Annotated in this window: 16 protein-coding genes; 15 read left to right on the plus strand and 1 reads right to left on the minus strand. The window is 44.9% G+C overall.

The genetic code is table 11. The features are described 5' to 3' along the window. The 8 genes from aroA to pyrF all read left to right on the plus strand — a co-directional run bounded on the left by aroA (position 1) and on the right by pyrF (position 9,063). A complete protein-coding gene (aroA, locus tag MHN00_RS11140; protein ID WP_239301173.1) occupies positions 1 to 1,284 on the plus strand; it encodes a 3-phosphoshikimate 1-carboxyvinyltransferase in 1,284 nt (427 codons plus the stop codon). A gap of 183 nt (positions 1,285 to 1,467) precedes the next feature. Next, positions 1,468 to 2,139, plus strand: a complete 672-nt coding sequence (gene cmk, locus MHN00_RS11145) for a (d)CMP kinase (RefSeq protein ID WP_014976668.1) — start codon at positions 1,468 to 1,470, stop codon at positions 2,137 to 2,139. A 118-nt stretch (positions 2,140 to 2,257) separates the two neighbouring features. Then, complete coding sequence (gene rpsA, locus MHN00_RS11150; RefSeq protein WP_014949642.1) at positions 2,258 to 3,928, plus strand: 30S ribosomal protein S1; 1,671 nt, start codon at positions 2,258 to 2,260, stop codon at positions 3,926 to 3,928. Positions 3,929 to 4,004: 76 nt separating this feature from the next. Next, positions 4,005 to 4,292, plus strand: a complete 288-nt coding sequence (gene ihfB, locus MHN00_RS11155; RefSeq protein WP_014949641.1) for an integration host factor subunit beta — start codon at positions 4,005 to 4,007, stop codon at positions 4,290 to 4,292. Between the two features lie 201 nt (positions 4,293 to 4,493). Beyond that, a complete protein-coding gene (locus MHN00_RS11160) occupies positions 4,494 to 6,836 on the plus strand; it encodes a PilZ domain-containing protein (RefSeq protein ID WP_014998498.1) in 2,343 nt (780 codons plus the stop codon). 92 nt (positions 6,837 to 6,928) lie between these two features. Then, on the plus strand, positions 6,929 to 7,189 hold the full coding sequence (locus MHN00_RS11165; RefSeq protein WP_232298182.1) for a lipopolysaccharide assembly protein LapA domain-containing protein: 261 nt from the start codon (positions 6,929 to 6,931) through the stop codon (positions 7,187 to 7,189). Then, positions 7,189 to 8,358 (plus strand): lipopolysaccharide assembly protein LapB, encoded by a 1,170-nt coding sequence (gene lapB, locus MHN00_RS11170; protein ID WP_014949638.1) that lies wholly within the window; start codon positions 7,189 to 7,191, stop codon positions 8,356 to 8,358. The genes MHN00_RS11165 and lapB overlap by 1 nt, the downstream gene beginning before the upstream one ends. Before the next feature lie 6 nt (positions 8,359 to 8,364). Continuing rightward, a complete protein-coding gene (gene pyrF / locus MHN00_RS11175) occupies positions 8,365 to 9,063 on the plus strand; it encodes an orotidine-5'-phosphate decarboxylase (protein WP_239301174.1) in 699 nt (232 codons plus the stop codon). Positions 9,064 to 9,178: 115 nt separating this feature from the next. On the opposite strand, the gene ald is transcribed toward pyrF, so the two are convergent. Then, entirely contained in the window at positions 9,179 to 10,312 is a 1,134-nt protein-coding gene (gene ald / locus MHN00_RS11180; RefSeq protein WP_239301175.1) for an alanine dehydrogenase, read from the minus strand. Between the two features lie 185 nt (positions 10,313 to 10,497). On the opposite strand from ald, the gene lrp reads away from it, so the two are divergent. The 7 genes from lrp (at position 10,498) to MHN00_RS11215 (ending at position 21,382) form a co-directional block, all read left to right on the plus strand. Next, complete coding sequence (gene lrp, locus MHN00_RS11185) at positions 10,498 to 10,983, plus strand: leucine-responsive transcriptional regulator Lrp (RefSeq protein ID WP_014949635.1); 486 nt, start codon at positions 10,498 to 10,500, stop codon at positions 10,981 to 10,983. 284 nt (positions 10,984 to 11,267) lie between these two features. Next, complete coding sequence (locus MHN00_RS20555; RefSeq protein WP_239301176.1) at positions 11,268 to 14,063, plus strand: DNA translocase FtsK 4TM domain-containing protein; 2,796 nt, start codon at positions 11,268 to 11,270, stop codon at positions 14,061 to 14,063. A 16-nt stretch (positions 14,064 to 14,079) separates the two neighbouring features. After that, the gene (lolA, locus tag MHN00_RS11195) at positions 14,080 to 14,904 is read left to right on the plus strand and encodes an outer membrane lipoprotein chaperone LolA (protein WP_239301177.1); all 825 of its coding nucleotides are present in this window, start codon (positions 14,080 to 14,082) and stop codon (positions 14,902 to 14,904) included. Further along, complete coding sequence (locus MHN00_RS11200) at positions 14,891 to 16,198, plus strand: replication-associated recombination protein A (RefSeq protein ID WP_239301178.1); 1,308 nt, start codon at positions 14,891 to 14,893, stop codon at positions 16,196 to 16,198. The genes lolA and MHN00_RS11200 overlap by 14 nt, the downstream gene beginning before the upstream one ends. Positions 16,199 to 16,271: 73 nt before the next feature. Then, on the plus strand, positions 16,272 to 16,655 hold the full coding sequence (gene crcB / locus MHN00_RS11205; protein ID WP_014949631.1) for a fluoride efflux transporter CrcB: 384 nt from the start codon (positions 16,272 to 16,274) through the stop codon (positions 16,653 to 16,655). A gap of 10 nt (positions 16,656 to 16,665) precedes the next feature. Continuing rightward, positions 16,666 to 17,967 (plus strand): serine--tRNA ligase, encoded by a 1,302-nt coding sequence (gene serS / locus MHN00_RS11210; RefSeq protein ID WP_014949630.1) that lies wholly within the window; start codon positions 16,666 to 16,668, stop codon positions 17,965 to 17,967. A gap of 508 nt (positions 17,968 to 18,475) precedes the next feature. After that, the gene (locus MHN00_RS11215; RefSeq protein ID WP_061485930.1) at positions 18,476 to 21,382 is read left to right on the plus strand and encodes a TonB-dependent receptor; all 2,907 of its coding nucleotides are present in this window, start codon (positions 18,476 to 18,478) and stop codon (positions 21,380 to 21,382) included. Positions 21,383 to 21,433: the final 51 nt, after the last annotated feature.

Genomic DNA, 21,433 nt, shown 5'->3' on the forward strand with positions numbered 1-21,433 from the left:
ATGGAGCAGTTAACATTAGACCCGATTGCAAAAGTATCGGGAGAGGTCAATGTACCTGGCTCAAAAAGTCTGTCTAACCGCGCACTACTGCTAGCCGCGTTAGCTGAAGGTGAAACTGAATTAACTAACTTGCTTGATAGCGAAGATATTGAGCATATGCTCAATGCACTTACTAAGTTAGGTGTTAGTTATCGCTTAAGCGATGATAAAACGCAATGCGTTGTACAAGGTAACGGAGGCGCATTCAACGTAGCTGAGCCTCTTGAGCTTTTCTTAGGTAATGCCGGTACCGCAATGCGTCCTTTATGCGCGGCACTTGCTGCTAGTAATGTCGACACAGTACTTACTGGTGAACCACGCATGGAAGAGCGTCCAATTGGTGATTTAGTGGATGCGCTGCGCGAAGCTGATGCTGAAGTAACCTATCTCAAAAACGAAGGTTTCCCGCCGCTTCAAATTAAAGGTAAAACTTTAAACGGTGGCGAAATGTCGGTGGACGGCAGTGTATCTAGCCAGTTTTTAACAGCCCTTTTAATGGCTGCGCCGTTATTTTCTGGTGATGTGACTATTCGCATAAAAGGTGAGTTGGTTTCTAAGCCTTATATCGATATCACGTTAGATACCATGGCGAAGTTTGGCGTTACTGTTAAAAATGATAACTACCAAACGTTCACGATTTCTGGTGACGCTAAGTATATTGCGCCGGATAAATTTATGGTTGAAGGCGATGCATCGTCAGCATCTTACTTCCTTGCAGCCGGTGCCATTAAAGGTGGAACGGTACGCGTAACCGGAATTGGCCAGAACAGCATTCAAGGTGACATTCGTTTTGCTGATGTACTTGAGGCCATGGGTGCAACGGTGGTTTGGAACGATGAGTATGTTGAAATAACGGGGGCGCCGCTTAAAGGCGTGAACATGGATATGAACCATATTCCAGATGCGGCCATGACCATCGCGACTACGGCATTGTTTGCTGAAGGTCCAACTACCATGACTAATATTTATAACTGGCGTGTTAAGGAAACAGACCGTCTTGCGGCTATGGCCACCGAGCTTCAAAAGTTGGGTGCGAAAGTGGAAGAAGGGCATGATTATATTAAAGTGTGGCCGACTGACTCGCTAAAACATGCTGAGATAGACACGTATAACGACCATCGCATTGCCATGTGCTTCTCGCTTGTTGCGTTAAGCGATACTCCGGTAACAATAAACGATCCGGGCTGCACGCGCAAAACGTTCCCAGACTACTTTACCCGCTTTAAAACACTGTATAGCGCGTAAAGGCTCAAAAAATATTCCTCTTAAATAATGGTAGGCAATGCCGGTAATCGCCTCACTTGCCCCATTGATCTGAATCAGGTTTAACCTGATGTTCAATGCCGCCAATTAGAGGCGGCATTGCTTATCTCTCACTAAAGCGTATAATTGCGCGCGATTTTTAGTAATTTAAACGATGGAGCAGGTATGCATTCCACACCCGTAGTCACGGTCGACGGTCCTAGTGGTGCTGGTAAAGGTACGTTAAGTAGCTTATTGGCAAAGAAATTAGGGTGGCACTTTCTAGATAGCGGCGCAATTTACCGCGTATTAGCAGTTGCTGCACTTCACCACGACCTTCCGTGTGATGATGAAGAATGTGTTGTTCCTCTAGCAACCGGTCTTGATGTTAGTTTCGAGACGAATGGCGATACCACTCGCATTATATTAGAAGGCGAAGATGTTACTGACGATATTCGCACCGAAGAAGTCGGTGCGGTGGCATCTAAAGTTGCGGCATTACCCCGTGTTCGCGAAGCATTACTTCGCAGACAGCGCGCTTTCCAACAAGATCCTGGTCTTGTTGCTGACGGACGTGACATGGGTACAGTGGTATTTCCTGATGCGCCTGTAAAGATTTTCCTTACAGCAAGCGCAGAAGCCCGTGCTGAACGCCGTTATAGCCAGTTGAAAGCAAAGGGCATGGATGTTAATATTGCGCGCCTTTTAACCGATATTAAGGCGAGAGACGAGCGCGATACACAACGTGCAGTGGCTCCTTTGGTACCGGCACAAGATGCAGTAATTATAGATTCAACGGACTTGGATATTGACCAAGTCTTTGAAAAAGCGATGGATATTATTTCCTCACGCCTTTAATGACGAGAGCTGATCGCATCCAAAGCAGTGTTGCTACAGGAAGTGGCGACTAATTTTAATAACCCCGCGTTATCCGGATAAGAAGCGTGGATATCAACTTAAAAGTTATTTGAGACTTATGACTGAAAATTTTGCACAACTTTTTGAAGAAAGCTTACAAGAACTAGAAACACGTCCTGGTTCAATTGTAAAAGGTACTGTTGTTTCTATCGACAAAGACATCGTTCTTGTTGATGCAGGCTTGAAATCAGAAAGTGCTATCCCAGCTGACCAATTCAAAAACGCTGAAGGCGAACTAGAAATCGCTATCGGTGACCAAGTAGACGTAGCACTAGATGCAGTTGAAGATGGTTTCGGTGAAACTATCCTTTCTCGCGAAAAAGCGAAGCGTCACGAAGCGTGGGTTGAGCTGGAAAAAGCTTACGAAGATAAAGCTACAATTAAAGGCGTTATCAACGGTAAAGTTAAAGGCGGTTTCACTGTTGAAGTTAACAGTGTACGCGCGTTCCTTCCTGGTTCACTTGTTGACGTACGCCCTGTACGTGACACTACGCACCTTGAAGGCAAAGAGCTTGAGTTTAAAGTTATCAAGCTTGACGCTAAGCGTAACAACGTTGTTGTTTCTCGTCGTGCAGTTATCGAAGCAGAAAGCAGCGCAGAGCGCGAAACGCTTCTTGCTAACCTTGAAGAAGGTCATGAAATCAAGGGTATCGTTAAGAACCTTACCGATTACGGTGCGTTTGTTGACCTTGGTGGCGTAGACGGTCTTCTACACATCACTGATATGGCTTGGAAGCGCGTTAAGCACCCAAGTGAAATCGTGAATGTTGGTGACGAAATCAACGTTAAAGTACTTAAGTTCGACAAAGAGAAGCAACGTGTTTCTCTTGGTATGAAGCAAATGGGCAACGATCCATGGCAAGAAATTGCTTCTCGTTACCCAGAAGGTACTAAGATCAACGGTCAGGTTACTAACCTTACTGACTACGGCTGCTTCGTTGAAATCGAAGACGGCGTTGAAGGTCTTGTACACGTTTCTGAAATGGACTGGACTAACAAGAACATCCACCCATCTAAAGTTGTTAACCTAGGTGACACTGTAGATGTAATGGTTCTTGAAATTGACGAAGAGCGTCGTCGTATTTCTCTAGGTCTTAAGCAGTGCATCGCTAACCCTTGGGAAACGTTTGCTGAGTCACACGAAAAAGGTGACAAAGTGTCTGGTAAGATCAAGTCAATCACTGACTTCGGTATCTTCATCGGTCTTGACGGCGGCATCGACGGTCTAGTTCACCTTTCTGACATCAGCTGGAACAAGTCTGGTGAAGACGCGGTTCGCGACTACAAGAAAGGCGACGAAATCTCTGCAGTTGTACTACAAGTCGACCCAGAGCGTGAGCGTATCTCTCTTGGCGTTAAGCAAATCGAAGAAGATCCTTTCAACAAGTATCTGACAGATAACAAGAAAGGTGCTATCGTTACTGGTACAGTAACAGCAGTTGATGCAAAAGGCGTTACTGTAAACCTAGCTGAAGAAGTTGACGGCTACATCCGCGTTGCAGATCTTGCTGTAGAGCGTGTTGAAGACGCGACAGAAGTAGCAAGCGTTGGTGATAGCATCGAAGCGAAGTTCATGGGCGTTGACCGTAAGAACCGCACTGTTAACCTATCTGTTAAAGCGAAAGATCAGGCTGACGAAAAAGAAGCTATCGATAAAGTTAACCAGCAAGAAGATGTTGGTTTCGCTAACGCGATGGCAGAAGCATTTAAAGCTGCTAAAGGCGAATAATGCTTTTGTGGGTGTGCATCTGCACACCCAATTCGCGATAGCTGTTTAAACAATAATATTGACAATGAGGTTAAGCATGACCAAGTCTGAATTAATTGAACGGCTCGCGGATCAAGCGCGTCATATTCCGGCGAAGGAACTCGAACTGGCTATAAAAGAACTTCTTGAACAAATGGCGCAAACTCTTCAAAAGGGTGAGCGTATTGAAATTAGAGGTTTTGGAAGTTTCTCTCTTCACTACCGCGCACCACGCGTAGGTAGAAACCCAAAAACGGGTGAAACAGTGAAACTTGACGGTAAATATGTACCGCATTTCAAGCCTGGGAAAGAGCTTCGCGAAAGGGTAGACGCCTCAATCGCATAATGCATTTTAAAAGCCGCTGATAAGCGGCTTTTTTGTGCCTGCTTGTAGGCATGCAGAAAACCTAAATAGTGTATGTCGCGACGTTTAAAAAATGGCGTGACAGGCTTGATATACTTTCGTTTAATTCCTAATACCTATTGACCCCAGCTTGAATAGGGTTATATATTGTTCAAATAATAATAAACGGTATTCATAGAAGTAATGTCAGCCGGCGACGAACAAGCAATAATTAAACAATACCAGCCGCTCATTCGCGCGTTAATTCCTTATGAACAACAAAACAAACTGTTAGAGGGAATTAACAAGTTTTCGAAGCGCTTACCTAGTAGTGTGCGTAAAGTAGTAAAAGAAGAAGTTGTACGTTTAACTTCGTTGACCGATGCTCCTGCTGATAATTCTGCGTTCGCCCAGTTTCCCGTCATGAAATTCAAACACTTCGGTGTTCAAATGCGCTTAGATAAAGTAGGCGCGCAAATACTCAAAAACGAAACGTCACTTTATCAAGACAGATACACTGTCGGCGTGTTTGAGTCAGTAATGAACTCAGACTTTTATCAAAACCAAATAAAAAAAGAGCAGTTTAAAAAAATTGTTGATGCTTTCAATGTTGAGAGCCAATCGTTTACTGACATAGATTTCGGCGATGACATTGCTATTCGCCCTAACTTCACTATTTCTTCCCCCGATTTTGAAAAAGGTCGCCATTGTTCAATCAGTTCGATGTCTCACAAAGGGATAGCCGTCGAGACTAAAAGGCCGCCTAACGCTTCTACCGGCGACATCATTACGTTTACTATTCCTGAAGTAAAAGGGCTTACCAAAGAGCCCACGGAAATAACGCTTGAACTAGAGTCGGTAAAATACAACAAGCACTTAGGAAAGTATGAGACATCGTTTGTCTTTCTAGATGATGTGGACAAAGGCTTTCTTGCTACGTTGAAACGCTATGTAGCAATTACCGCCTATAAACAACCTCTACAAAGAGATCTGGAAATAGAGCGCGCGATGCAAGAACTCGAGCGCGACCGCATACTTGAAAATAGCCCCTGGTTACCTGTTTTTTTGGCGCCAGAGAAGAAGTCGCTTAAACCTATTATTGCGCTCTTTACCAAAGCTAACGTTGAGCATAATGACGCCGAAAAATTACTGGCTAGCTTACAAGATAAACCCATTTTCGCTACGTTAGTTGAGGAACTGCGCAAATATAATGAAGCTTATGTATTTCACGGCAACATTAAAACCAAAAATGGTAACGTGCAAATAACAGCAACGCACAGACAACTGCTGGCATTAAAACAGCTCAATGCGTTGGTTTATCTTCTTGCCAAAAGTGGCGACTTCATCTGTACCCATTGTCGACTTGATAGCGTAACGCGCGAAGATAAGCAAAAAGCGTTTGCTATTCACGACATCGCTAGTAAAGAATTTGAACAACTTGCTCAGATTTCCCATGTTCTTTACTGTAAAGACGTTTCTGCCTACCTTACCAACCTGACGCTCTCGGCAAAATGCGATTTTAAGCCTTTGTCGAAAACACTAAAGGCCAGTGGTAAAAACTGGCGCATAGATTACGTAATGGAAGAGGATTTGGATAGGCGCAGTGAAACCCGCTACGTTATCGACAAGCCGGCTTCAATAAGGGTGGGGCTGCTAACTTCTTTAGAAGCTCGTGTGGCAGATTTAAGTGCCAGTGGTATGAAATTAATTGTGGCACCAAACAGTGACCTTCAAAAAGAGATTCGGGTTTCAGTGCCTGAACTCAAAATTAAAAATGAACGTTATAAGGTTGTGCACTATCAAGCTCAAACCGGGACAGTAAGACTGTGTCTTGTCGAAGATACCCGCAAAGCGAAAGTCAGCTCAAACGTAGATCATTTGGTTGAAGAAAACACCGCATATTTCAAAGTAAGAGATATCGCTCGTATTCAACGCTCAACGCATCGCTATATATGGGAACTGGCTGTTAGGCACATGCCGTCTTTATCTGTGTTGTGCGTAATGAACAGATTCACACTGGACAGGTTAAAGACCGTTTACCAGAGTGATGCATCAGACGATCTCTATCCGTTTTCGCGCACTCAAAATATTATTCCGCTGCACGGCTTTTTTGCAGACAAAGGGCAGGCTAAGCCCAAGTCTCAAATTCTAGAAGCAATGTTTAAAGAAACGTCCGAACAAGCGTTAGTTGTGCATTGCGTAAGAAAGAGTGATAACCGTTTAGTGTACATCAAAGAACGTGACTTCCTTTTTTCCAAACTGCGTACGCAAATCAAAACCCAGTTAGATGAAGAAAAGATACATCTCAGCGCCACGGATGTGACTGCGATTCGCTGCCACGGTGCGATAACGCCTTTAACCAAAAAACGACTTGCTCAGCTTTCGAAACTAGACAAAGCTATGTATGACAAGCTTGAAACAATGCAGGCGGGTTACACGCACTGTATTTTCATTACTAATATGTCAGCACTTCACCATGATTTGGTGGTAGACAACCTTATCGCTAAACCCGAACGTCAGGATTTAGAAAGCGAGGGAGTTGCTTAACGTTAGGTATAACATCATTTCGCTCACGCTTTTTGTGTTATCTCTTTTCGCATTTTGCTATTCTTGTAAATAAATCAACAAAAAAGGGTTGAGTGTTGAAAGGGATCCTAACGTTTCTTATCGTTTTGGTGCTACTCGCTATCGCATTTGTGATTGGCTCTCAAAATGAAGCACAAGTAACAGTTAATTATCTAATTGCGCAGGCGAACCTTCGCTTATCGACGCTAATAGCGATAACACTTTCTATAGGCGTGGGTATCGGCATATTGATAATGCTTATGAGCTGGCTAAAATTACGCGTCCAGCTAATGTCTGCGCAGTCTAAAATACAGAGTTTGGAACAAGACCACTAATGCTCGAACTGCTGTTTCTCCTTTTGCCTGTTGCGGCAGGTTACGGCTGGATAATGGGCCGAAATAGTGTCCGTCAAGCGCAGCGAAAGCAGTCTAGCATTCTATCTAAGCATTATTACAAGGGGCTAAACTTCCTTCTCTCAGACCAACCTGATAAAGCAGTCGATACGCTAATCAAAATGATTAACGTGAATAGCGACACAGTAGAGACGCATATCGCGATGGGGAGTTTTTTCCGTCACCGAGGTGAAATAGACCGCGCAATTAAAGTCCACCAGAATTTAGTTAGCCGTGATGAGCTCCAGCCGGCTCAACGAGAAAATGCACTGAGGGAGCTTGGTCACGACTACACACAAGCAGGCTTTCTAGAGCGTGCTGAAAATGCTTTTCTTCAACTGCTTAACAGCGATAAACACTACCTTGTAGCTCAACAGCAACTTTTCAGTATCTACCAGACCACGAAAGAGTGGGAAAGAGCCATCGAATTAGCCGAACGTATGGTGCAGTGTCATGGTGACAATGATGATTTGTGCGAACGCCTTGCACACTTTTATTGTGAACAAGCATCGGTTGAGTTAAAGAACGATAGCCAAGGGGCGGCATTGACCTTATTACAAAAAGCGGTAAATGCCGACGAACATGCGGTTAGGCCGTGGCTTATGTTAGGTGATATAGCTCTTGATCAAAAACGCTTTACTGATGCCAACGCGTACTTTACGCAAGTGGCCGAACGCGATATCAACTGGTTCAGCGAAGCCGTACCTAGTTTGGAAAAAATTGCTGAAGAAACTGACGACTGGGAAAGTTTTCAGAAGAACTTAGAAGCGCACTGGCAAGAGTGTGCTACGTCCTATTTAGCCATGGTTGATGTGCTTATGAAGCGCGGTGAAACGGCACAGGCGGCTGAATACTTACTTGAGCAACTTCGCAAACGCCCGACTATGCGCGGCTTTAAAACCCTTATGGGGCTTTACATTGACCAGCTTTCAGATAAAACCACGGCTGATAGCTTACGCTTACTTAAAGAATTGGTGGAAAAGCAAATGTTGCAGCGCCCTAAATACCGCTGTGGCAGCTGTGGCTTTTCCGGTCGAAAATTATATTGGTTATGCCCTAGCTGTAAAAAGTGGGGCGTAGTAAAACCTATCAAAGGGCTAGACGGAGAATAAAAGAACATGCATGACCCACGCGTTATTGTTGCATTAGACTATGACAACAAAGACACTGCATTGGCGTTTGTTGATAAATTAGATTCAAGCTTGTGCAAGCTAAAAGTGGGCAAGGAGATGTTCACCTTATTTGGACCAGAATTCGTAAAAGCGCTAATCGCTAAAGGCTTTGACGTTTTCTTGGATCTTAAATTCCATGACATTCCAAATACTGTAGCGAAAGCGTGTAAAGCAGCGGCGGAGCTGGGTGTATGGATGGTAAACGTACATGCATCGGGCGGCCTACCTATGATGCAAGCAGCTAAAGAGGCGATTGCAACAAGCAGCAACCCTCAAACTAAACTTATTGCGGTTACCGTTCTTACCAGCATGGATGAAGCGCAGTTGGCGGATGTAGTAAGCGGTGTTACACCAGAGCAACAAGTGCTGCGTCTGGCGGCACTAACAGAAAAAGCAGGATTAGACGGCATTGTCTGCTCAGCGCAGGAAGCCGGCGCATTACGCGAAAAACACAGCGACGATTTTCTGCTAGTTACACCAGGTATTCGCCCAGTAGGCGCAGACGCTGGTGATCAAAAGCGCGTCATGACGCCTCCCGATGCTATGAAAGCTGGCGTGAGCTATTTAGTTATGGGAAGACCTATCACTAAAGCAGAAGACCCTATTGCCGTACTGAAAGCAGTAAACGCATCAATAAACGGTTAGACTCATTTCAAATACAAAAAAGCTCGGATGTGATGTTCACATACCGAGCTTTTTTATTCCGATATTCTTATTCAAGGGTATGGCCACAGCCCTACCCGAGACTAATCTTTAGAAATTATTCGCCTTTAAGCGCTACTTCAGCTGGTGTATAGGTAAGGCCTAGTTCTTCACCTAGCGCGTCAACCACAGCTTTGTACGTTACCTTACCTTCGTGCACGTTTAGACCGTTAAGCAAGTGCTTGTCTTCTAACATCGCTTTCGCAGGGCCTTTGTTTGCAAGGGCTAAGCCGAATGGCAATGTGGCATTGTTAAGTGCCATCGTAGAAGTACGCGCAACGCCACCTGGCATGTTTGCAACACAGTAGTGAACCACGTCATCAACAATATAAACTGGGTCTTGGTGTGTTGTTGCTTTAGATGTTTCAAAGCATCCGCCTTGGTCGATAGCAACGTCAACAAGTACTGAACCAGGCTTCATTGCCTTAATCTGTTCGCGAGTAAGAAGCTTCGGAGCTGCAGCGCCAGGAATAAGTACCGCACCAACAACAAGATCAGCTTTTGAAGAGTAGTGCTCAATAGCGTCAACGGTAGAGTAAACCGTTTTTACTTGTCCGTTAAAGATATCATCGATTTGACGAAGACGAGGAAGCGAGCGGTCAAGAATAGTAACGTCAGCACCAAGGCCTAGTGCCATTTTTGCTGCGTTAGTACCAACAACACCACCACCGATAACCAGTACTTTACCTGGTGCTACACCCGGAACGCCACCAAGAAGTGTACCGCTACCGCCGTGTGCTTTTTCAAGGTAGTGCGCGCCAGCTTGAACCGACATACGGCCAGCTACTTCACTCATTGGTGCTAGTAGTGGAAGCCCACCGCGGTCGTCAGTCACTGTTTCATATGCGATACAAGTTGCACCAGATTCCACAAGCAGCTTTGTTTGCGTAGGATCAGGCGCTAAATGTAGGTAGGTGTATAGTGTCTGGCCTTTACGAAGCATTTTGCACTCGTTAGGCTGAGGCTCTTTAACTTTTACGATCATTTCTGCTTCAGCAAACACTTGCTCAGCCGTTGATGCAATGGATGCGCCTGCTTCGACATACATTTCGTTAGTGAAACCTATTGCGTCACCTGCGTTAGTTTCTACTAAAACGCTGTGACCGTGGCTAACAAACTCTTTTACAGCTGCTGGCGTCAAGCCAACACGGTATTCGTGGTTCTTAATTTCTTTTGGTACACCAACTAACATGTATAGTCCTCAATCTTATAGTGAGCTTCTAAGCGGCTCTGGTTGAACTTTTGATAAATAGTGTTCGGCTTTGAAGCACGTGAACATATTTGCGGAGTATACGTGATAAAAAAACGAACTATCTGCTGAAGAATGGGTTTTTGTAGCATATAATTCTCCTAAAAGATGCTTTTAAGATATTTTATATGCTGGTAAAGACACCAAAACACCTAGACCGAATAGACAGGAATATCCTGGTACAGTTACAGAAAAACGGGCGTATATCAAACGTCGAACTTGCTAAAGAAGTGGGATTAAGCCCCAGCCCTTGCCTTGAGAGAGTTAAGAGGCTGGAGGCTCAGGGCTATATAAAAGGATATCATGCTGTCGTTGACCCAGAAAAGCTCGGCGCAGCTATGCTTGTGTTCGTAGAGATTACGTTAACGAAAACATCGGTAGATATCTTTGCAGAATTTTCTGCTGCGGTAAAACTGCATGACGATATACAAGAATGTCACCTGGTGTCCGGAGATTTTGACTTCCTTCTTAAAGCACGCGTTGCAGATATGGGAAGTTATAGGAAATTATTAGGTGATACTTTACTGCGCTTGCCCGGAGTGAGTGAGTCGCGGACGTACGTTGTGATGGAAGAAGTAAAAAGTACATCGTCTCTGCGCATTAATTTGAAGTAATGAAAGCGTGGCTCAATAGCGTGGTTTTGTGGTAGGCTGTGCAAAAATACAGTGTTTGTGTTTTACCAAAGGATTAACAGCACGCTAAAGCACAGGGTAGGGGATGGGTGTATTAATTCAGTTGTACGCTCAGTAACTTACCAAAAAATAAATCAATAATAATTATGTAGGAATAGCAAAGAGTTCGCTAAGCTCTTTGTTGCGGTTAGTACTGCGGTTACCGCATAGCGTAAAAAGCTATCTGCGGTAATACATGCGATGGAAATTGAAGGTTTTTTAGGGTTATGGCGCGATTAACAGGGGTTCAGCGAGTGTGGGAAGCAGGTATGATTATCGCCTGTGTTTTCGCCTTCTTCTTATTGCTGGCACTAGCATCTTTTCATCCAGGAGACCCAGGTTGGAGTCAGGCTGGATTACAACTCGACGTTCACAACTGGGTTGGAGCAACTGGGGCGTGGGTCGCTGATCTGCTGCTATTCTCATTTGGTTTTTTAGCGTATTTACTGCCTTTCGGCTCCGCCTTCTTGGGGTGGTTTCTATTCCAACACATTAAAGAACTCGATGAATTCGATTATCTTACTATTGGATTAAGAATTATCGGTGGACTGTTGATGGCCCTCGGTGCAACGGGCATCGCCAGTATAAATTTTGACGACATTTACAACTTTTCAGCCGGCGGTTTTGTTGGCGACGTAATTAGTTCAGCGCTAGTGCCTTACTTCAATACCGCTGGCACAATTTTGCTACTTCTTTGTTTCTTCTGTACGGGCTTTACCTTACTAACGGGTATTAGCTGGCTCACTATTATCGACAGGTTAGGTGAAGGTACGCTGTGGTTAGGACGCAAGACTCTTTCAGCGCCTCAGAGTTTGTTAGCATTCGAAATGCCGCGACTAGCCCTAGCTAACAAATCGTCTAATCAAAGTGGCGACGAAGGTGCAGAGCTAGATATTACTAGTATGCGCGCTGAACCTTTGGCTTCTACTGCACAGACAAAACCATCACAGACACAGAAAACTACGCCATCACGCAGTGAGCCTACCTTTGGCATTGACGATGTAGATGATGAACCGCCGTTTTATACCTATGACGGAGACAAGTCTGTTCAATCTAATCCCAACGATACTGTCAACGCCGAGGAAGACGATGCGACATCAAGTGCAGATGTAGATGCAGCTGAGACGAAAAAGTCGTCGTTCTCATTGTCAGGTATGCGTAGTGCGGTTACTGGTAGCTTTAAAGACAAAGTGGGTTTGGGTAAATCGAGCCAAGATGACTCAGTTCAGTCAGAAGGTGATAGCAGTCAACATGAGCATAAACACCAAGCGCAGCAAAGTCCGCATATTAACTTCGACGACTTAGAAGAGTTTGATGAAGACTTGCCTTACGAAACTGGAAGCAAGCCAATAACTTCTGCAAATAACAGCGCGCCATCTGTTGAAGGTAGCGAACCAAATACGGAAACGCTACAGTCGCAAACTGTTGAAACTCAAGAGGCGAGTCAAGGTGCTAACCAAGCATTTACGCCTGCTGCACTAGGTGCCAAACCTGTGAAGGCTAGGGCAGGTGAGTTAGATCCTGATTTACCACCTATGCCGTCCTTTGATTTACTTGAACGTGCCGACAAACATGAAAACCCGCTTACGCCAGAAGAGATTGAAGGTATTTCTCGTTTGGTAGAGGAAAAACTGGCTGACTTTAACATTGAAGCGACGGTGGTTGGCGTGTTCCCAGGCCCTGTTATTACCCGGTTTGAGCTTGATTTAGCACCTGGGGTAAAAGTGAGCAAGATCTCAGGACTGTCGAAAGACTTAGCCCGCGCTATGTCAGCTATCTCGGTGCGTGTAGTGGAAGTTATTCCGGGTAAATCAGTAATTGGCTTAGAACTGCCGAATAAAAAACGTGAAATGGTGCGGCTGAGCGAAGTTATTAGCTGCGATACTTTTCAGTCTAATAAATCACCATTAACCATGGTGTTGGGCGCTGATATTTCAGGTCAGCCAGTGGTGGTCGATCTAGCCAAAATGCCCCACCTTTTGGTTGCGGGTACTACAGGTTCAGGTAAATCTGTAGGTGTGAACGTTATGATTCTTAGTTTGCTTTATAAGAGCACGCCAGAAGATGTTCGCATGATCATGATTGACCCGAAAATGCTTGAGCTTTCCGTTTATGAAGGCATACCTCACTTGCTTGCTGAAGTGGTTACCGACATGAAAGAAGCCGCCAATGCCCTTCGTTGGTGCGTGGGTGAGATGGAGCGTCGTTATCGTCTAATGAGCGCTCTTGGCGTGCGTAACCTAAAGGGCTATAACGCGAAAGTAGAAGAAGCTATTGCTAATGGCACACCAATAAAGGACCCACTGTGGAAGAATGAAGAAAGTATGGATGCTGAAGCGCCTGACTTAGCCAAGCTTCCTGCTATCGTGGTAGTGGTCGATGAATTTGCCGACATGATGATGATAGTGGGCAAAAAAGTAGAAGAGCTTATTGCACGTATCGCACAGAAAGCACGTGCTGCGGGCATCCATCTTATCCTTGCCACACAGCGTCCATCTGTAGATGTTATTACAGGTCTGATCAAGGCCAACATTCCAACCCGTTGTGCATTCCAAGTTTCTAGTAAAATAGACTCAAGAACCATTCTAGACCAACAAGGCGCAGAAACTTTGCTAGGGATGGGTGACATGCTTTATCTGCCTCCTGGTAGCCCTGTGCCAACCCGTGTTCACGGTGCATTTGTAGATGATCACGAAGTACATGCTGTAGTTGCAGACTGGCAGAAACGTGGTGAGCCTGAATACATTGATGAGATCCTGAATGGCGAAGCGACGGCTGAAGTCTTACTGCCAGGCGAACAGCCTGAGGGTGAGGATCAAGAATTTGATGCCTTCTATGATGAAGCCGTGGCGTTTGTTACTGAAACACGTCGAGCTAGTGTGTCGAGTGTGCAGCGTAAGTTTAGAATTGGTTACAATCGGGCTGCGCGCTTGGTTGAACAAATGGAAATGAGTGGTGTCGTAAGTGCACAGGGGCATAACGGGAACCGTGAGGTTCTTGCACCGCCGCCCCACAAAGAATAACGAATGGATTGAATAAATGAATAAAGCAGTTTCGGTTTATTTTGTGAGTGCATTGGTAACGGCAGGTACAGCAATGACTGCTGCTAACGCTGCGGTAGAATTAGATACAACAGGTTCAAATATAGGCAAGAACAATGCTCACGAGGTTGTCAGTGCTGATGACGCTATTCAGGCTAATGCCACAGTAAACACTAGTCAGCCTAAAACTTCATCGCTTATCAATGATTCTGCGAGTACTTCACTGCAGGCTTTGTTAAGCAATATGAAGCAGTTTCGTGCAAGCTTTGCGCAGACAGTAGTCGATGCACAGCAAAATGTCGTTCACGAAGCACAAGGCACGCTGACCATGACCCGCCCCAATAAGCTTCGCTGGGAAACAACGTTTCCTGATGAAACCCTTTTGGTTGCCGATAGCGAAGCGGTTTGGAATGTGGATACCTTCGTAGAGCAGGTAACAGTCCTATCTCAAGACAATGCGATTAAAGATAACCCTATTGTTTTGCTTACATCGACAGATGAAGCAACGTGGTCAAAGTTCTCTATCAGTCAATTAAATAGCGGTTCATCGGCCGTAACACCTGAAAATGGCGCGGCAGACAACATCAATGGTGTGAGCGTAACAAAAAGCTACCAAATCACGCCTAAGGAACAGGGCGGCCAAATCGCAACGCTTACATTAACCTTTAACCAAGACAGTGAACTCGCTTCGCTTAATATGCTCGATGCGCAACAGCAAATCAGCACTTTGGTGTTCAGTAATATTGAAACGCGTTTTCCAGTGCCCGCTGATACGTTCTCAGTTGATATTCCAGACAGCTTCATAATTGATGACCAGCGTTAATCAAGATTTCGCGCCCCTCGCGGCGCGAATGCGCCCGGTCACCATAGAGCAGTACAGCGGTCAAGAACACTTACTTGGCGAAGGTAAGCCTCTACGTAAAATGTTAGAGGCGGGTCACTGTCATTCTATGATTTTGTGGGGGCCGCCCGGTACCGGTAAAACTACCCTTGCTGAACTCATTGCTCAATACACCAACGCATCTGTATTGCGTATTTCTGCGGTTACCTCTGGGGTAAAAGACATCAGAGCCGCCATGGATACGGCTGAAGAAAACGCCCGTTATAACCAGCGAACCTTGTTGTTTGTTGATGAAGTACACCGATTCAACAAAAGTCAGCAGGACGCGTTTCTTCCATTTGTTGAGTCTGGCGTTGTTACCTTTATTGGCGCAACGACAGAGAATCCCTCGTTAGAATTAAATAAAGCGCTTTTATCTCGTGTACGTGTTTATGTGCTAAAGACACTCGAACACGAAGCACTGTCAGAGTTGATTGATAGAGCGCTGAGCGATACCGAAAAAGGTCTGGGTGACAGAGCCCTTGGTATTGAAGAAACAGCCAGAAACGCGCTTATTGATTTAAGTGGCGGCGACGCACGTCGTCTTCTCACCTATTTAGAGCTTGCTGCCGACTTCACCGGAGCAAACGAAATAACCGTAAGCGATGTTGAGCATGCGGTAGGCGAAAAAGTTGCTAGTTACGACAACAAAGGCGACACCTTCTACGACCTAATCTCCGCGTTTCATAAATCTGTTAGAGGCTCAGATCCAGACGCAGCCCTTTACTGGTACGCAAGAATTCTCGATGGCGGGGGAGATGCGCTGTATGTAGGAAGACGTCTACTTGCTATCGCGTCTGAAGACATTGGTAATGCAGACCCAAGAGCAATGCAGCTCTGTATTAATGCCTGGGACACGTTTCACCGAGTAGGGCCCGCAGAGGGCGAGCGCGCTATTGCGCAAGCTGCGGTATATTGTGCATTAGCTGCAAAAAGTAACGCGGTATATATGGCGTTTAACGAAGCAAAAGCATTGGCACGTAAAACCTCTGATGCACCTGTTCCCATGCATTTACGCAATGCGCCTACGTCGCTTATGAAAGAGCTCGGTCATGGCGATGGTTACCGCTATGCACACAACGAGCCGAACGCGTTTGCCGCGGGTGAGTCTTACTTCCCAGAAAGCCTTACTGGAACTCGCTTGTATAACCCTAATGAACGCGGTTTAGAGAAAGCTTTGAAAGCCAAGCGTGAATTTCTCGATTCACTTAATGCGAGAAGTAACAATAAAAGGTAAAGTTGCAGACATGTAACTCAACTAGTTCAGATTATATGAATTAGTTAATAAAAAAATGCGCTAGGGAGTTTTCGTGCCTCAAGGGTTAGCTTTGTATTGTTTTATTGCCGCTGGCGGTGCGACCGGCGCCTGTTTACGCTATTTTGTTACCACAAGTGTTGATTCCTTATTTGGAAAACACATGCCGTTTGGTACACTAACGGTGAATGTGGTCGGGTCGTTTGCACTCGCATTACTGTACGGTTTTATCGAACGTCATGATTTAAGCGACTCTCCTTACCGAGCGCTTATCGGTGTAGGGCTATTAGGTGCCTTTACTACATTCTCAACATTTTCCGTTGAAACCTTAACTTTATTAGAAAACGGGTTGTGGCTTAAAGCCGCAGCAAATGTATTTCTTAACGTTGGCGCTTGCCTAATAGCAGGTTGGCTAGCCATTCAATTGATGAAAGGATAATTAGAAACACATGTTAGATCCAAAGTGTTTGCGAAGCGATATAGAACAAACAGCTAAGCGATTAGCTGCCCGTGGTTTTAACCTCGATGTAGCAGCTTTCAGTTCGCTTGAAGAAAAAAGAAAAACACTTCAGTCCAGAACACAGGATCTGCAAAACGAGCGTAACGTACGAAGTAAATCCATTGGTAAAGCAAAAGCGCAGGGCGAAGATATTGCACCGCTATTGGCTGAAGTGGGTAAGCTTGGTGACGAGCTTGACGCCGCTAAAGCGGAACTTAGCGAACTGTTGGAAGAAATTAACACCCTTACGCAAGGCATTCCTAATTTGCCACACGAGTCTGTACCAGCGGGTAAAGACGAAGATGACAATGTTGAGATTTCTCGATGGGGCGAACCACGCACGTTTGATTTTGAAGTTAAAGATCATGTTGATGTGGCTGAAGGCTTAAACAACGGCTTAGATTTCGCTACCGCAAGTAAGCTTACGGGAAGCCGCTTTGTAGTGATGCGCGGCGATATTGCTCGCCTAAATCGTGCAATTGCTCAGTTCATGCTGGATACCCATACACAAGAACATGGCTACCAAGAGATGTATGTGCCTTACTTGGTTAACGCTGACAGCCTTTATGGCACAGGTCAGTTGCCTAAATTTGGTGAAGACCTATTTCACACCAAGCCAGCAACTGAAGAAGGACAGGGGCTTAGCTTAATTCCAACGGCGGAAGTTCCGCTAACTAATATTGCACGTGATGAAATATTAGATGCGAAAACGCTGCCTGTGAAAATGACTGCGCATACGCCTTGCTTCCGCTCAGAAGCTGGTTCGTACGGTCGTGATACCCGTGGCCTTATTCGTCAGCATCAGTTCGATAAGGTAGAGCTTGTACAGTTAGTTAAGCCGGAAGAGAGCTTTGACGCGCTAGAAGCACTTACAGGACACGCAGAAGTTATTCTTCAAAAGCTAGAATTACCGTACCGCAAAGTGTTGCTTTGTACTGGTGATATGGGCTTTGGTGCATGTAAAACCTACGATCTTGAAGTATGGCTGCCTGCGCAAAATACCTATCGTGAAATTTCTTCATGTTCAAACATGTTGGACTTCCAAGCACGACGCATGCAGGCTAGATTCCGTAACCCAGAAACGAATAAAACAGAACTTCTTCACACATTGAATGGTTCTGGTTTAGCAGTAGGGCGTACGCTTGTTGCTATTTTAGAGAACAATCAGCAGGCAGATGGAAGCGTTACGATTCCAAAGGCGCTTGTGCCTTACATGGCAGGCCAAGAGGTTATCAAAGCGACTAGCGTGTAAAGTACTGAAGCTTTAAAGATTAGATTTATTTAGTTAAGCGATAACTACTGCACAAAGCGAATTTAAATGAAAATCCGGCATCCGAAAGGTGTCGGATTTTTTTATTAGTAAACCTGATTAGCATAAAGTATTACTGAGAATACTGTGATGAGAGAATGGGGTAGTTGTTTAGTATGTAATGAATAGCTAATATTTAAATGGGCTCATAATCAGTCTTTTGATTGTGAAAAAGATGTTTCAAATTGTAAACATGTTGCAAGGGTTAAGAATTTATTCTTTATTTTTCATTGAGATAAGCTCACCGAAGATAGGTCTTTACCTGTCTTTACATTTCTTTACATACCCCCTACTTTTGGCTAATGTTTCGGTTGACGCAAGTTATTGAAAAATCGTATTTCATATCGCGTTTAGGAAAAGTTACATATCAATAAATATTGATGTTTGAGGATAAGGGAAATGTCCTTCTTGGAATTTCTCTTTCCCTTACATGAAATTCCAGGGAACACACATGTTTAAAAAAAACCTCATTACCAGGACGTTGCGAAATGCAGCGTTAGTTGGTCTTGTAGGCTCACTTGCCTATCCTGTCTTAGCTCAAGAAACTCCAGTTGATGAAGAATCTGTTGAAAAAATCAAAGTAACTGGCTCGCGTATTAAGCGAACAGAGCTTTCTACGCCCGCGCCAATAGTTTCTGTGAGCGCAGAAGAAATTAAGCGCTTCGGTACGCCTGACTTAGGTAGTATTCTTGCTGAACTTCCCGCGATAGCCGCAGGCTCTACTCTAATTGGTAACAACAATAGCAATGCTAACGCTGGTCTAAGCTCGCCAGATCTACGCTCTCTTGGTGAAAATAGAACACTTACTCTTGTGAACGGTAAACGACACGTAGCAGGTTCACCGTTTTCTAATGCGGTAGACACAGGTTCTATACCTGCCGCTATGATTGAGCGAATTGAAGTAATTACTGGTGGCGCGTCAGCTATTTATGGTTCTGATGCTGTATCAGGGGTTATCAACGTTATCCTTAGAGACGACTATGAGGGCCTTGAGTTCAGATTTGATGGCACCACTGACCTAGAAGGTGTTGGAAATAGAACCAATAATTTTAGTGCATTATACGGTCACACTACCGATGATGGAAAAGGCAATATCACCTTTTTCGCTGAAAAAAATAACATTAACCAAGTTATGGAGCCTGACCTTCAACAGGCCGCTGCATGGGGGACTATTGTAAACCCTCTAGATACTGGTGAAAACGATGGTATTGCAGATAGACTACGCGTTCCATTTGTTGGTTCAGAAATGATTAACCAGTTTGGCGTAATTAATCCATTTGGTGGTGGTCCTCGGATTACATTTATGCCAGACGGTTCGCCGATGGATCAAGTAAGTCGCTTGGAAAATAATAGCTTCGCTTTTGGTAGTTTCGATCAACGTTACGATTCTGTTTTCTTCGGCGAAGATTACGTTAACTACATTCCTGATCAAGAAACAGTTACCTTAGCAAGTACGTTCCGCTATGACATCACAGACAACATTCGCTTTTATGGTGACGTCAAACACGTAGATAAGAAAATTGAGCAGCAATTCCAGCCGTCTTTCCGTTTTGGTGGTATTTTCGTTGATGTAGAAGATAATGCATTCTTAGATGAGTCTACTCGCTCACGCCTTCTTGATGGCGGTCAATCAGTGGTTGAAATGTCGCGTTTCTTCACCGATATTGGTAACCGAACAGCGTCTAACGATCGTGAGCTGTTTCGCTTCATCGGTGGCTTTGAAGGGTACTTTACTCTGAGTGATACTGATTTCGACTACGATGTTTACTACACTCGCGGCGAAGTATCGAATGTACGTCGTACGCTAAATGATTTAATTCCTACAAATTTCCTGGCTGCGCTTGATTCGGTCATTGATCCTGAAACAGGGCAAGCGGCGTGCCGCAGCCAAGTTCCAGCGCTTCAGGGGGAAGACTATGAAGACCCAGCGTTAGTAAACCCTGAAAACTGTGCACCGTTTAATCCATTTGGTTTTGGTCAAGCAAGTGCAGCATCTGCCGACTTTATAGCTGGTGATGTTCAACGAGAAGATGAAATCACTCAAGAGATGGTTGGTGGAACACTTTCGTTCGATTCAGGTCAGTGGTTCGAACTTCCTGGTGGGCCATTAGGTATTGCGTTAGGTTATGAATATCGTGAAGAAGACGTTGAGACAACGACCGATGAATTAACAAAACAAGGGGTCTTTACCAACGCTGCTACGCCAGACTCCTTTGGTGGCTATGATGTGAGTGAGTTCTTTGTTGAGCTTCGCTTACCTCTTCTTAGTGACGTTATGCTGGCTAAGGAACTATCATTAGATGCGGCATATCGCACAGCGGACTATTCACACGCGGGTAATGCAGATGCGTGGCAAGTTGGCTTTATGTGGGCTCCAATTGAAGATGTGCGAATCCGCGGTACCGTAGGTGAAGCTGTTCGTGCTCCTAATGTTGACGAGGCATTTTCTCCTCAATCGCCAGGCTTTGCAAACATCAATGACCCGTGTGACGCCGACAATATTAACGATGATCCAGATCGCGCCGCAAATTGTCTAGCACTGGGTATTCCTGCTGGTTTTGAAGCAAATGATAACGTAAGTATCGAGACAGTCTCAGGCGGTAATCCTGACCTTTTCTCTGAAGGCAGTGAGTCGAGAACGATAGGCATTGTATGGACACCGGAGTTCTTAGAAAACTTCTCTGTCACGGTTGATTTCTATGACATTGAGATTGAAGATGCGATCACAGAAGTCGGTGCACAAGATATTCTCGATAACTGTGTGGATGCTTCAGGTGGTCCTGATGCAGGGTTCTGCTCTCAGATTGACCGCGACGAAAATAACGATGTTGAAGTTGTACGCTCTGGCTTTATTAATGCCTCTGCACTTAAAACATCGGGTGTTGAGTTTCAGATCCGATATACTACTGAGCTCAGCGATTTAGGTCTACCGGGTGAGCTTCGCTTAAACCTTCAAGGGAACAAAGTTAACGAACTTGAAGAATACGCTTTCCAAGACCGTCCAGATGAGATTAACGTAGAAGTGGGCGAAGTTGGCGACCCTGAGTATCAATTCAGAACCATCGTTGACTACCGTATTGATGAGTGGAACTTCAACTATACGAGCCGCTTTATTGATCGTTCTGCGCTATTTGACGTTTCACCTGGTGCAGATTCACCTGAAGACGTGTCTCCAGCGTTTGTTGGAAGTATTTGGACTCATGACTTCAGCATTGAATATACCTACAACGAAAATGTTGATGTATATGTGGGTTTAAGAAACGCGTTCAATAAAGTACCACCTGGCTACACGTTCGATCCGCTATACGACCTACTTGGTCGCAGGTTGAATGCAGGTATTACTGTTCGCTTCGAATAAGCGTTAACTAAAACGATGAGCTACCACGTGAACGTGGTGGCTCTTTTTTGT

The organism is Alteromonas sp. Cnat2-8 (genome assembly GCF_022348355.1).
Classification (GTDB): domain Bacteria; phylum Pseudomonadota; class Gammaproteobacteria; order Enterobacterales; family Alteromonadaceae; genus Alteromonas; species Alteromonas macleodii.